Annotated in this window: 15 protein-coding genes; 5 read left to right on the top strand and 10 right to left on the bottom strand. The window is 36.4% G+C overall.

Translation table 11 applies throughout. The annotated features are described in order from the left end of the window. The first annotated feature begins 250 nt into the window (after positions 1 to 250). A complete protein-coding gene (locus tag IGQ45_02890; GenBank protein ID MBF2056173.1) occupies positions 251 to 1,507 on the top strand; it encodes a J domain-containing protein in 1,257 nt (418 codons plus the stop codon). Between the two features lie 74 nt (positions 1,508 to 1,581). On the opposite strand, the gene IGQ45_02895 is transcribed toward IGQ45_02890, so the two are convergent. The 3 genes from IGQ45_02895 to purE all read right to left on the bottom strand — a co-directional run bounded on the left by IGQ45_02895 (position 1,582) and on the right by purE (position 4,801). Continuing rightward, entirely contained in the window at positions 1,582 to 3,381 is a 1,800-nt protein-coding gene (locus IGQ45_02895; GenBank protein ID MBF2056174.1) for an SLC13 family permease, read from the bottom strand. A 179-nt stretch (positions 3,382 to 3,560) separates the two neighbouring features. Beyond that, a complete protein-coding gene (locus IGQ45_02900; GenBank protein MBF2056175.1) occupies positions 3,561 to 4,178 on the bottom strand; it encodes a DivIVA domain-containing protein in 618 nt (205 codons plus the stop codon). 95 nt (positions 4,179 to 4,273) lie between these two features. After that, positions 4,274 to 4,801, bottom strand: a complete 528-nt coding sequence (purE, locus tag IGQ45_02905; protein MBF2056176.1) for a 5-(carboxyamino)imidazole ribonucleotide mutase — start codon at positions 4,799 to 4,801, stop codon at positions 4,274 to 4,276. A 225-nt stretch (positions 4,802 to 5,026) separates the two neighbouring features. On the opposite strand from purE, the gene IGQ45_02910 reads away from it, so the two are divergent. Further along, positions 5,027 to 5,272, top strand: coding sequence for a 50S ribosomal protein L28 (locus tag IGQ45_02910; GenBank protein MBF2056177.1), 246 nt, complete (start codon positions 5,027 to 5,029; stop codon positions 5,270 to 5,272). A 63-nt stretch (positions 5,273 to 5,335) separates the two neighbouring features. Here the strand turns inward: IGQ45_02910 and IGQ45_02915 are convergent, their stop codons facing one another. Together IGQ45_02915 and IGQ45_02920 are read right to left on the bottom strand one after the other, a co-directional pair. Next, positions 5,336 to 6,859 carry a phosphomannomutase/phosphoglucomutase gene (locus tag IGQ45_02915; protein MBF2056178.1) on the bottom strand — a complete coding sequence of 508 codons (1,524 nt, stop codon included), beginning with the start codon at positions 6,857 to 6,859 and terminating at the stop codon, positions 5,336 to 5,338. 143 nt (positions 6,860 to 7,002) lie between these two features. Beyond that, positions 7,003 to 7,254, bottom strand: coding sequence for a ferrous iron transport protein A (locus tag IGQ45_02920; protein MBF2056179.1), 252 nt, complete (start codon positions 7,252 to 7,254; stop codon positions 7,003 to 7,005). Positions 7,255 to 7,350: 96 nt separating this feature from the next. Here IGQ45_02920 and IGQ45_02925 point away from each other — a divergent pair, with 96 nt between their 5' ends. Further along, entirely contained in the window at positions 7,351 to 8,364 is a 1,014-nt protein-coding gene (locus IGQ45_02925) for a 4Fe-4S ferredoxin (GenBank protein ID MBF2056180.1), read from the top strand. A 94-nt stretch (positions 8,365 to 8,458) separates the two neighbouring features. Here the strand turns inward: IGQ45_02925 and IGQ45_02930 are convergent, their stop codons facing one another. The 5 genes from IGQ45_02930 to acs form a co-directional block, all read right to left on the bottom strand. After that, positions 8,459 to 9,409 (bottom strand): ribonuclease Z, encoded by a 951-nt coding sequence (locus IGQ45_02930; GenBank protein MBF2056181.1) that lies wholly within the window; start codon positions 9,407 to 9,409, stop codon positions 8,459 to 8,461. 249 nt (positions 9,410 to 9,658) lie between these two features. Next, positions 9,659 to 9,847 carry a type II toxin-antitoxin system HicA family toxin gene (locus tag IGQ45_02935; GenBank protein MBF2056182.1) on the bottom strand — a complete coding sequence of 63 codons (189 nt, stop codon included), beginning with the start codon at positions 9,845 to 9,847 and terminating at the stop codon, positions 9,659 to 9,661. Then, positions 9,844 to 10,059 carry a type II toxin-antitoxin system HicB family antitoxin gene (locus tag IGQ45_02940; GenBank protein ID MBF2056183.1) on the bottom strand — a complete coding sequence of 72 codons (216 nt, stop codon included), beginning with the start codon at positions 10,057 to 10,059 and terminating at the stop codon, positions 9,844 to 9,846. The genes IGQ45_02935 and IGQ45_02940 overlap by 4 nt, the downstream gene beginning before the upstream one ends. Positions 10,060 to 10,069: 10 nt before the next feature. Beyond that, complete coding sequence (locus IGQ45_02945) at positions 10,070 to 10,573, bottom strand: hypothetical protein (protein ID MBF2056184.1); 504 nt, start codon at positions 10,571 to 10,573, stop codon at positions 10,070 to 10,072. A 112-nt stretch (positions 10,574 to 10,685) separates the two neighbouring features. Then, on the bottom strand, positions 10,686 to 12,659 hold the full coding sequence (acs, locus tag IGQ45_02950) for an acetate--CoA ligase (GenBank protein ID MBF2056185.1): 1,974 nt from the start codon (positions 12,657 to 12,659) through the stop codon (positions 10,686 to 10,688). Between the two features lie 245 nt (positions 12,660 to 12,904). Between acs and IGQ45_02955 the strand changes: the two genes are divergently transcribed. Both IGQ45_02955 and IGQ45_02960 read left to right on the top strand, forming a co-directional pair. Next, positions 12,905 to 13,159 carry a toxin HicA gene (locus tag IGQ45_02955; GenBank protein MBF2056186.1) on the top strand — a complete coding sequence of 85 codons (255 nt, stop codon included), beginning with the start codon at positions 12,905 to 12,907 and terminating at the stop codon, positions 13,157 to 13,159. Further along, positions 13,152 to 13,478, top strand: a complete 327-nt coding sequence (locus IGQ45_02960; GenBank protein ID MBF2056187.1) for a type II toxin-antitoxin system HicB family antitoxin — start codon at positions 13,152 to 13,154, stop codon at positions 13,476 to 13,478. The genes IGQ45_02955 and IGQ45_02960 overlap by 8 nt, the downstream gene beginning before the upstream one ends. Positions 13,479 to 13,481 lie beyond the last annotated feature (3 nt).

Genomic DNA, 13,481 nt, shown 5'->3' on the forward strand with positions numbered 1-13,481 from the left:
GGTATAACACTCAAAATATTATGACTACTCCCTATTCCCTACCCAAGCAAAAACATATTTAAAATCAGCAACGCCATTGTTTCATATGTTCTTGAATTTGATTAGGCAATTCTGTTAAATTAATGAAGAATTATGTTATTCCGATGTAGTCGAAAATTACAGACTATTAAAATAAGACATAGCAAAAATACAGTAATCTTCCATTAGTTATGAGATAAAATTTTAAAAATTTCAATATTGGTAAATTAATATGAAGGATTTAACTATTGAGGAATGTTATCAAATTTTAGAGCTTGATCCTAATACTAATTTGGCGGAAATTGAACAGCATTATTTTAAATTTTTAGGAAATCGACTCAAACAGGGTGAAAAACAGGAATTAGAGTTAATAAAACAGGCTTATAAAATACTTTCAGATTATTATTATTATCAACAAGAACAACAGGAAAAACTTAAACAAAAAAGTTATGAGTTAGATATTGCTAAAAAACTTAATCATAATTTACGAGGAAGTAATTTTAAAGTAAAAGTAAGGGCTAATTTTACTGATTTAGAAATTTTAATTAAAAACTGTCCTAAACATAAAAAAAATACAGCAATTAATTTAATTTACCATAGTCTTAAATCTGATTCTACTATTCAACAAAATTTGATTAAAATTTATGCTCTAAAATCTGATAATAGCTATTTTTGGCAAGAAGAAATTAATTTTAAAAAAGGTGAAAATTATAGCAATAATGGAGAAATTTTATTAAGTGAAGCAGAAAGGAAAACCAATACATATTTTATTCCTATTGCTTTTTTAATTGCTTTTGGTATGAGTTTTGCTAATTTTTTAACTTGGTTTATAGGAATGTGGATTCATGAATTTGGGCACGCCACTATTGCTTGGTTTTCGGGGTATCGGGCCATGATTACTTTTGGTGCTACTATTACTGCTTTAGAAAAGTCTAATTTTGTCTATTTTGGTATTTTATTTTTAATTGGTTTAACTTTTTATAACGGTTGGAAAGAAGATAAAAAAAGTACCATGATTGTCTGTGTGATTTTTGCTATTATTCAATTTATTTTAACTTGGATGGTGGGCTATCGTGGTTATACAATCTTAATGGCATGGGGCGGAATTGGGGGAGAATTTTATTTAAGCACTTTATTAATTATTGCTTTTTACTGGCGTTTACCTGAGAAGTTTTACTGGGATTTTTGGCGTTTTGGTGCGGTAATTATTGGAGCAATTACTTTTTGTAGTAGTTTTGTAAAGTGGCATAGTATTAAGGTAGGAAAAGCTGATATTCCTTGGGGAACTTTATGGGGTGGCAGAGGTGATTCGGGTGGTGATTTAAACATTTTAAATGATTATGGCGGTTGGAGTGCTAATCAAATTATTGGTACTTATATTAACCTCAGTAATTTATGTTTATTAATTGTTGTAATTTTTTATCTTTTTAATTTATTAAAAAGTCATCCTGAATTACCTCTCAAATTGCGACAATTTTTTGTAAAATAAATAAGGGTTAATTAGGGGTTGCTGAAAATGTAATGTTGTAAAAAGAAATTGATAATGGACAATTATTAGGCGAATTAAAGTCCATAAAGTTGAATAATCAAAAATGGTATTAAAAAGCTAAAAGTAATAGTCATGGGTAAACCAAGACGAGTATAGTCTAAAAATCGATACCCTCCGGGTGCATATACCATGGTATTGGTTTGGTAGCCGATGGGCGCTAGATAGCTATTGGAAGCGGCGAAGGTGACAGCATACATAAAGGCTAGGGGGTTTAAACCGATGGTTTCAGCTACTTTGACGGCAATGGGTATCATTAAAACCACTGAGGCGTTATTGGATAATATCTCTGTTAAGATGGCTGTGGCAATGTAAAATAACACCAGTATGCCATAGGGGGGGAAGTTTCCTGCGACTTGTAAAAGTTGCTCGGCTAACCATTGATTTGTGCCAGAATTATCCATAGCGATACCGAGAGGGATTAATCCAGCTAACAAAAAGATTATATCCCAGCGCACGTTGCCATATATTTCACCGGGTTTGAGGCAACCAGTTAACACCATCAATACGACTCCCATTAAACTACTAACTAAAATAGGCATAATATCCAGCGCTGCTATCAACACAACACCGATAACTATAGCTAGGGCGAAGGGCGCTTTATTTATTCTTAATCCCTCTCTATTTTTTTCCTCTAACACTAATAACTCTCTGGTAGTTTGTAAGCCGATAAAACTTTCTTTTGGTGCTTGAATTAATAATAAATCGCCAAATTTTAAAGGGGTTTTCCCTAATCTTTCTCTAATTAATTCTTGTCCTCGACGAATGGCTAAAACCGTTCCATTATAACGCTGACGAAATCTAATATCTTTTAATGTTGACCCAATTAAGCGAGAATTTGATAATATTAAAACCTCAGCAATTTTTTCTTGTTCAATATTATTATTATCTTCTAAATTTTGAGAACTGAATTTAAAATCAGCAAGAATTTCTACGCCTTTTTCATCTCTTATATTTAACAAATTAACACGGCTACTTCTGACTAATAATATATCTCCCACCGATAAAATTTTATCAGCGAGGGGGGGCGCAAAATGAGTATCATTGCGGATAATTTCCAAAACATCCAAATCAAATTTTCTTTGAATTTGACTACTGCGCAAAGTTTCCCCAATCAAGCTAGATTTTGGGGGAATAATCATTTCGCTGACATATTCTCTCATTTCATAATCATCGCTCAAAGATTCTCCGCCGGGGGGTTTGTGCGCTGGTAAAATTTTTGGGGCAAAGACACTTAGATAAATTAAACCAATGATAAATACTGGTAAACCTAATTTGGTAAATTGAAAAATAGTAAATTCAGGATAACCTAATTGTACCGCTACACCACTAGCTAAAATATTAGTAGAAGTACCAATTAAGGTAATTAACCCCCCCAATATGGTAGCAAAAGAAAGAGGGATTAATAACTTAGAAACAGAAGTTTTTGTTTGTTTACTCCACTGTTCAATAATGGGTAAAAAAATCGCCACTACTGCGGTATTATTAATAAAAGCACTAATGGAACCGACAATACCACCCATAACAAAAATTTGTCGGCTAGGATGATAACCTCCCCACTTAATTAACCAATCTCTCACCACATTTAAAATGCCTGTTTTAGTTAAACCTGCACTTAAAATAAACATTGCCATGACTGTAATGGTGGCAGAGTTACCAAAACCAGAAATACCTTCTTGTGGAGAAACTAAACCGCATAGCATCAAAATAATTGTCACGGATAAAGCGGTTAAGTCAATGGGTAGCCATTCTAAAACGAAAGCGATTAAGGTTAAAGCTAATATTGTTAAGGTGAGAAAAATTGGGGATATATCCATTAACTAATTATGAATTATGAATTATGAATTATGAATTAGGTTTATAAATTGAAGACTTTAGCAGAATCATCTTTTTTTATAAACTATGATCATATATCAATTTTTTTTGATTTAAAAGTGAGGATATTTGCTTTTAGAAAAAAAATAATTTTTTTGATGAAAAATTATTTTAAAAAACCTTATTGAGGGTTTTGTCTATTTCTGTTGGTAGTTTGAATGACACTTAAACTTTTAGCGATGGTTTTTTCCAAATCTAAAAGTACATTATCTACATAATCATCCGCTTGTTTTTGTAACTCTTGAGCTTTGATTTCTGCATCTTGTTTCATCCTAATGGATTCCTGTAAAAACTGTTCTCTTTTGTTGGTAATATCCAACTGAGTTTGATGACGTAATTCGTCAGTTTCTTGTATGGCTTTTTGGGTAATTTTTTCTGCTTCTTTCCTAGCTTGGCGCATTAACACGGATTCATTGACAATTTGTTCAGCCCTTCTTTCTGCCATTTCGATACTTTTTCGGGCAGTATTTTGTGCTTCAATGATAATTTGGTCTCTTTGTTGCAAAATTTCTTGAGCTTGTTTGATGCAATCAGGTATATTCATCCTAATCACATCAATTTGATTCATGACTCGGTCTTCATCAATTAATATTTTGCGTAAAATGGGAATAGTAAGATTATCGAGGATTAAATCTTCAAGGCGCCCGATTTCATCTTCCATCATAAACCCCATTTCTTCGATTTGGGGTTGCGGTGACTTAACTCTTTTCTTGAGATTACGAGAATTACCATTAGTCATAGTTATGATGAAGACCTCCTGAAGGATAATGGAAGAGTGATGAAAAAATGATCAAACTATATCTTATCTCAGATTTTGATTTGAGTTGGTTTTTCTTACAAATATTCCCTCAAATATTTTTCATAACCCATTTGATTGAGTTTTTCTTGTTTCTCTTCTACCATTTCTCTTAGTTTCTCGCTATAGTCTTGAACTTTTGCTAACAATTCGGGTTGCTGTGAGGCTAAAATTCTAATGGCTAGTAATCCTGCATTTTCGGCGTTACCGATGGCAACGGTAGCCACAGGAATTCCTCTCGGCATTTGCACAATGGAATAAAGAGAATCTAATCCTTGTAGTTGTTTTGTTTGCACTGGTACTCCAATGACAGGTAATGGGGTGAGGGAGGCTACCATGCCGGGGAGATGAGCAGCGCCCCCCGCCCCTGCTATAATAACTTTGATACCCCGATGATGAGCGTTTTTGGCATACTCTACCATTTTTAATGGTGTGCGATGGGCAGAAACGATTTCTACTTCATAATTTACGCCAAATTTTTCGCATATTTGGAGGGCGCTTTTCATGGTGGGTAAGTCGGAGTCACTTCCCATGATGATAGCGATGGAGGGCGCTGGTTTTTTCATTGTCATAATTTTAGATACTCTGTTGAGAGGAAGAAAGGGAGAAAGGGAGATTATGGATTATGAATTATGAGATAATAATTTTCTTTGCCCTTTGCCTTTTTAACCTATTATCAATTATCCATTATCAATTGTCCATTGGATTTGTTGCTAATTAAGGGTAAATCTTAGTACAATATTAGGTTGCTGACTAAATTAAATCATTATAATAAAATCGGAGATCAATTTATGGCTCGTGTATGCGATTTGACAGGAAAAAGAGCAAATAATGGTTTTGCGGTGTCTCACTCTCACCGTCGCACCAAAAGATTACAACACGTTAACCTCCAAGATAAAAGAGTATGGTGGGCGGAAGGTAATTGTTTTGTTAGATTACGTTTATCTACTAAGGCTATTAAAACTTTAGACACCAAAAGCCTCACTCTTATGGCGAAAGAAGCAGGTATCGACCTTAATAAGTACAGATGTTCTTAATTTGCAGTTGATTTTATTACCCTCACCCCAACCCTTCTCCCACAGGAGAGGGGCTTATTTTTACTACCAGTTAGCAGGGATTTCTAACTCATTAAATTGTGTTAAAAATTGTTTGAGGGGCGCTGAAATTTTCTCAATTCCCCCTTTTACGTCTGATTCAATATTAACAGGAATTACAGGATCATGGAGTGATAAACGCAACAAAAACCACCCTTTTTCTTCCTCTGAATTACAACTAATTCTAATACCTTCATAATTATTAGGTACAATTTTCCAATCTTTTTGGGTTGCGGTGAAGGGCGCTAGTTCCTCAATAATTTTATTGCCATATTCTTTAAAATTATCAGCAGTTATTTTAATTCTAACTTCAGTATTTTCTAATGGTTCTTCTAAACTACTGATTAAATCAATTAAATCTTTATTTTCTAACTTTAATTGAGCAAGTTTTATTAAAACTTTAGTGATCAAATAAGCCCCATCATCAAGAAAATAATTCTCTTTTAGCGCACCATGTCCAGAGGTTTCAATGGCTAAATGAGACTTGATTCCCTCGTTATTTAACCGTAAAGCCTCGTTAATAACATTTTTATAACCTCTTTTAAAACGATGATGTTTACCTCCTAATTCCGATTCAATAAATTTAGTTAAACCTTCAGAAGTAATGGAATCAGTGACGATGGTAGAATGAGGATATTCTTGTAAAATGATGGCAGAAATTAAAGCAATTAAGCGATTACGATTGATTTCTTTTCCTTGACTATCAACAGCGCCCGATCGATCCACATCAGTATCAAAAATAATACCAAAATCAGCTTTATTTTCTGTTACTGCTTTAACAATAGAAGCCATTGCCTCTTCATTTTCAGGGTTAGGAATATGATTAGGAAAATTGCCGTCAGGTTCTAAAAATTGACTACCAGAAATATCAGCACCTAACGGTTTTAAAACTTTTTCCCCATAGAAACCTCCAGCGCCATTTCCGGCATCCACAACGATATGTAAACCCGTTAACGGTTGCTGAAAATTAATAGGATGATTAACACTTTTTCTAATTTTATCCACAAATAAATCAGCATAAACTGAAATAAAATCACGCTGAATAACTTTGCCTTTTTCACTGTTTAAAACAAAATTATTTGCTTCTGCCAAAGAGAGAATTTCCGTAATATTTTGTTTATCTAATCCTCCTTGTTTGGTAAAAAATTTCAAGCCATTACGATTAAAAGGTAAATGACTGGCAGTTAACATAATTGCCCCATCACAATTCCAATCGCTTAAAATAGTACTCATAAACATAGCCGGTGTGGATGCTATATTAAAATCATATACCGTTGCGCCTAACTCTGTAATGCCTTCTGCTAAAGCCTGAGAGAGACTTTCTCCCGATAAACGACTATCTCTACCGATGGCAATTACGAGATTGTTTGGTGACGGTGAAGGGCGCTGGGTTAACCAATAAGTAAAACTTTTCCCTAAAATATTAACAATGGAAGGAGTTAGATTAACTTTTTCCCCTTCTACTCCTTCTAAAGCTACTCCTCTAATATCTGAACCATTTTGTAATTCTTGCCAATTCATGGAAACCATAAGATAATTATAATGAAATCATAGTTTCATTATTACTCGATAACTTTATTTATCTCTTGATTTTAAGATTTTCTTTTTATCTTCCAGTTTTATTGAAATTATAGGTACTAATCCTTTAATTTTGCACAAGAACTTAGTCTAAACTACAGATATAAATTACAAATGATTAAATCAGCTTCAGCGCCCCTCACCGCTACCAAAGTGGTTAAACCTACTTGTATTTGTAAGGGGCTTCCCCCCCAAGATTTACGTAATACCTTCACTGTATTACCAGTAATAAAACCCATGGCTTCCAGACGATTTTTCAAAAGTGGATCGAGGGATTTCTCTTCGATATAACTGATAATTGCAGAAGTGTTAATGGGTAAATTTTTAAGGGTTAAAAGTTGATTCATCGTGTGAAAGGGAGATAGGGAGAAGGTGATACAGGTTAAAGATTTTGGTTAAACTGGTTACAATCAGTATAACATTTTCAAGGAGTAGGCTGGTTGATTGACGAGAATTATTTAACTTCTTTGCAAAAGGGTGAATGGCGTAAGTTGATTTGTGGTGCTAGTTATCAGGATATTCCATCGGTGCGCAATTTGGCTTTAGCTTATAGTTTAGCAGGTGTTAACTGTGTTGATGTTGCTGCGGATGAAGCCGTGATTAAGTCGGCTTGGGATGGCATTACAGTGGCTAAAAAGTATTTTACTGAAGCCACGTCTAAAGGTTATACTCCCAGACAACCTCTATTAATGGTAAGTGTTAATGACGGTGAAGACCTTCATTTCCGTAAGGCTTTGTTTAATGCTCAATTATGCCCTTCTGATTGTCAGCGCCCTTGCCTCGACATTTGCCCTACTGAAGCAATCAAATTTACTGGAGTCGTTGAGCAATTATGCTACGGTTGTGGGCGCTGTCTGCCCATTTGCCCCTATGGTTTAATTGAAGCTCAAAATCACCTCATTTCTATGGAAGAAGTTTTATCTTGGTTAGATTATTTACCCATAGGGGCGCTGGAAATTCACACTCACCCCCTTCATTGGGAAAATTTTTGTCAATTGTGGGAAAAAATTACTCCTTATCTTCCTAAATTACAATTAATTGCCATTAGTTGTGCTTACACTCCCACTGCTACAAATTATTTAAGCAAAATTGCTCAATTAATTCAACCCCTAAGCACGCCATTAATCTGGCAAGTTGACGGGCGCTCTATGAGTGGTGACATCGGTAAAGGTACAACTCATTTAACCATCAAATATGCTCAAGAATTGGCAAAGATCAATCTTTTAGGCTATATTCAATTGGCTGGAGGTACTAACGAGCATACTGCTGAAAAAGTTTCTTCTTTGGGATTAAGCGGTGATATTGTGGCAGGGATTGCGTTTGGCAGTCAAGCCCGAAAGTTATTAAATGAAACTTTTTCAGCTTTAGAAAATCAAACTAATTCTTGTCATTTGGAAGATATACCGGCTCTTTTATGGCAAGGAGTCAACCAAGCACATCAATTAATTAACAATTGATAACATTATTCTTATATTAAAAATATGAATCTATCTGCTCAGAAAATAATTCATACCATTATTACTATATTCCAGCAAATTATTAAGACATAATTTATACTTCAATTTTAGCTGGTAAACGGCGAGGAATATCATAAGTGAGAAAATCATAGGCTAGAATAGTATTGGGGAAGATAGCTTGAGCCTCTTTCAATAAATCTCTTAATTGCAGAGTATTACCTGGAGCGTAACGAGGGCTAAAATGAGTCATTATCAGCTGTTTAACATTGCCGGCTAAAGCTACTTGTGCCGCCATGGTAGTGGTAGAGTGCATCCTTTCAAAAGCCATCTGTGCGTCTTGGTGGGCAAATGTTGCTTCGTGAATTAAAACATCAGCATTTTCCGCAAGGGTAATGGCGCTTTCACAAAATACTGTATCAGTGCAATAGACAAATTTTCTGCCTATTTCTGTTTCTCCACATAAATCAGCGCCCTTCACCCGGCGCCCATCATCAAGGGTAACGGTTTGACCTTTTTTTAACTTACCATAAAGAGGACCAGAGGGAATCCCCATTTTTTGGGCTTTTTCCACATCAAACCTACCGGCTTTATCCTTTTCACTAACTCGATAACCAAAAGCAGTAACTCGATGTTTTAACATTTCAGTGGTGACAATATAATCATCATCCTCATAAACTACCCCCGGAGAAACGGTGTTAAAATGAACACCATAAGGAAAATAAGTACAAGAATACTTCATAGATGCCTTGAGGTAAGCATCTAAACCCGGAGGTCCATAAATTTCGATGTTTTCAGCATGGGCGCCCAAACCGCAACTAGCTAATAAGCCCATTAAACCAAAAATGTGATCCCCGTGCATATGGGTAACGAAAATTTTTTTTAATTGAGAGGTTTTTAAGTCACTGCGCAAAATTTGATGTTGAGTACCTTCCCCACAGTCAAATAGCCAGATTTCACCTCTTTGAGTCAGACGTAAGGCAACACTGGACACATTCCTAGATTTTGTTGGTACACCTGAACTTGTACCTAAAAACGTTACTTCCACTACAATTTTTTTAGTTAAAATTCATTTACTATCTTATCGTATTTACCTAAGTTAGACCGATTGATAACTCCACTGCCTAAAGGCGAGTGGATTCTTGGGCTGAACACTGCCTCCACCCAACCTACTCTTAATCAAGCGCCCTCCCTCAGTTTATCTAAAACTCCACGTCCAGAGTAGAAGTATCGCCCACAATTTCTTGCCCTGAAGCAAGGCTACGCAGTAAACGGCGCATGATTTTACCCGATTTATTTATTTTAAAAAAACTACCCCTAAATCTTTACAAATTTTCTTAGCAAGAATATCAGGGATTTCATTATGTCTAGGAATAGCTGATCGTTTGTTTTGAGATGGATTATGCCACCATGAATGATTACCCCCTTCTCTCAACAATTCACATCCTTGAGAGTGAAGATAACGCACAAGCTCACTTCTTTTCATATACTTACAGCAATTTGTTCCTCAAAATAACTACCATCCGCCGAATTAATTGCTTCTTGTCGATTAAATTCTAAAGCCTCTTGTAAGGTAATTTTTAAACTTTCTATTAATTCTGGGCGAGTCTTTTCTTGGCAATTAACCCCCGGCACCTCCTCAATCCAACCTATCCACCAACCATCAACCTCTTTGATCACTGCGGTAAAAGTATTCATAAAGTTAAAGCTAAAAACAATTACTTAATTTTAAAATACAAATATCATCAATAAGTTTTTTGCTAACTTTATAGCCGTAGGTATGATAATAAGCATTTCTTTGCTCTACCTTCCCACCATTATTATGATCAGAAATAATATTATTTTTCAGTAAAGTCTCTATTCTGATAACAAGAGCTTGCGTTTCAAACACATAAATATCACCAAGTTTCTTATAAAAGAAAACATAATATTTAACTCCTCTGTGAAGATATTGCCAAGGACCGCCTAATTTTTTATCTTCCAAAGAACTATATCTTTCGACAAAGTGATTTGGATATGTGGTATAGTCAACTTTGATTTCTAACCACTCACCAGAAATAGAATCATAAGCATCCGCTTTTTCTTCCTTTCCAATTTTATGTTCTAAATTGGCAAAATTATAGTTTTTCTTTAAGTTCTCAATAGTGTATTTTTCATCGGGAATTGCTTTTTCAAGTTGTTCGTAAAAATCATAACTAGAATTTTCTAACATAAATAGCAGATTTTTTTTTGTTTACGATATTATTTAAGAGTTTATAAAATAAGATTCCATCCACTATACTCCTATAAATTCAAAGGTGAGCAAAAAAGCCCACCATTAAAATTTAAGCGCCCTCCCTCAGTTTATCTAAAACTCCACGATCTTCCAGAGTGGAAGTATCGCCCACAATTTCTTGACCTGAAGCAAGGCTACGGAGTAAACGGCGCATAATCTTACCCGATCTGGTTTTGGGCATTCCGTCGGTAAAGCGAATTTCTGCGGGTCGAGCTAAAGCCCCGATCTCTTGTACTACATGGGCTTTAAGTTGTTTCACGAGATCATCATTACCACTAAAACCATTTTCGAGGGTGACAAAAGCACAGATTTCTTCCCCTTTCACCTCGTCAGGTTTCCCCACAACGGCAGCCTCTGCCACCGCAGGATGAGACACCAACGCAGATTCAATCTCCATAGTACCTAAACGATGTCCAGAAACGTTGATTACGTCATCAACACGTCCCATCACCCAAAAATAACCATCTTCGTCCCGGCGCGCGCCATCCCCCGCAAAATACAAATATTGTCCATCTTTAGGGGCAATGTGTTCCCAATAAGTATTGCGGAAACGGTCAGGATCGCCATATACCGTGCGCATCATGCCGGGCCAAGGATGTTTTACCACCAAATAACCGCCCTCGTTAGCTTTAACAGGGTTGCCGTCTAAATCCACCACCTCAGCGAGAATACCGGGCAGGGGATGGGTAGCCGAGCCGGGTTTGGTGGGTGTTGCACCGGGTAAGGCAGAAATCATGATTCCCCCTGTTTCTGTTTGCCACCATGTATCAACGATGGGGCATTTTTCTTTACCAATGATGCGATGATACCACATCCATGCTTCAGGGTTAATGGGTTCGCCCACAGTGCCTAAGAGACGTAAGGAAGAAAGGTCACGAGATGCTGGGTGATGTTCGCCCATTTTGATAAAGGCACGAATGGCGGTGGGCGCTGTATAGAAGATATTAACCCCATATTTTTCGATAATATCCCAAAAACAACCGAGATTGGAGGGGCGCGGTACTCCTTCATACATGACAGTTGTGGCGCCGTTGGAAAGTGGTCCATAAACGATGTAACTATGCCCCGTAATCCAGCCAATATCAGCAGTACACCAATAAACATCGGTATCTTTGAGGTCAAATACCCATTTACTGGTCATGTGGCTATATAAATTATAACCCCCTGTGGTGTGTACTACCCCTTTGGGTTTTCCTGTACTGCCACTGGTATATAAAATAAATAGTACATCTTCACTATCCATCGGTTCTGCTGGGCAATGGGCGCTGACTCCGACTTGTAAGTCATGCCACCAGTGATCGCGCCCGGCTTCCATATGTACCTTTTCTTTGGTACGTTGCACGACTAAAACGTTTTCGACGGAGGGCGCTTGATTATCGGCTAAGGCAAGGTCAACTTGTTCTTTGAGAGCAATTACTTTATCTTTACGAAAACCGCCATCGGCAGTAATAACTAATTTAGCTTCAGCAGAGTTAAGGCGATCTCGTAAGGCTTCAGCGCTGAATCCGCCAAATACTACGCTATGAATTGCCCCAATTCTCGCACAGGCTAACAAGGCGACAGCGCCCTCCACAATCATGGGCAAATATATCCCTACTCGATCTCCTTTTTTAACGCCTAACTGTTTAAGTACGTTTGACATCTGGCATACTTCTCGATGGAGTTGGGCATAGGTGAGAGTGCGACTATCGCCGTTTTCTCCTTCCCAAATAATGGCGGCTTTGTTACGTCTCCATGTATTTAGGTGTCGATCTAAACAGTTATGGGTTATGTTGATTTTGCCATTAACAAACCATTTGGCAAAGGGGGGGTTACTCCAATCTAGCACTTGATCCCATTTTTCAAACCATTCTAGTTCGGTTTCGGCTAATTCTTCCCAAAATTTGACGGGGTCTTGGCATGATTTTTCGTATAATTCTTGGTATTGTTGCCAATTTGATATGGTGGCACGGGCGCTGAATGCGGTGGAGGGCGCAAATGTTCTATTTTCTTTTAAAATTGATTCGATGGTGGGTTGTGACATATTTATCAAGTAAAAAGTTTGACCTTCAAACCCTTACCATAAAACATTTTGGGTTATTTAATTATTAATTTTTGTGAGACGTATTGATCGATTACCAGCATTTAGGTTGAAAATTATCGTTGTTGAGTAGTGCTTAATTTACTCCAAATAATTAATGTATAAAAGGGTGGAGTGCGCTTTTTATATACTAAAATTTCTTGTCATAGTATTAATAGTAATACTATAATAGGATAAAAAATAAATCCGTGACAAAAATAGAGAAACTATTAATTGAAATCAGAAAAAATCCCCAGAATGTTAAATTTAACGATCTAGCAAAAATATGTGATCACTATTTCGGTAAGCCAAGACAACAAGGAACAAGCCATCGGGTGTATAAAACGCCTTGGCAAGGCGATCCCCGTGTCAATATTCAAGAAAAAAATGGCAAAGCCAAAGTCTATCAAGTCAAACAAGTATTAGAAGCGATTATAAAAATGGAGGAAATGAGCAATGATTAACCATGAACGCTATAGTTATCGGGTAATTTGGTCAATGGAAGATCAAGAATTTGTCGGATTATGTGCAGAATTTCCCAGCTTATCTTATCTTGATGTCAATATGATTCATGCCTTAGAAGGTATTACAAACTTAGTGAAAGAAGTAATCGCAGATATGGAGATTAACGGGGAAACCATCCCCCAGCCGATTTCAGAAAAAAGCTACAGTGGCAAACTTTTAGTTCGTATTCCCCCCGAACTTCATCGCCAATTAGCGAGGGAGGCAACAGAGGAAAATATTAGTTTAAATCGTTATATCAGCAACAAATTAGCCTCATGAAGT

This window comes from Cyanobacterium sp. T60_A2020_053, from assembly GCA_015272165.1.
In the GTDB taxonomy this organism is placed as follows: Bacteria; Cyanobacteriota; Cyanobacteriia; order Cyanobacteriales; family Cyanobacteriaceae; genus Cyanobacterium.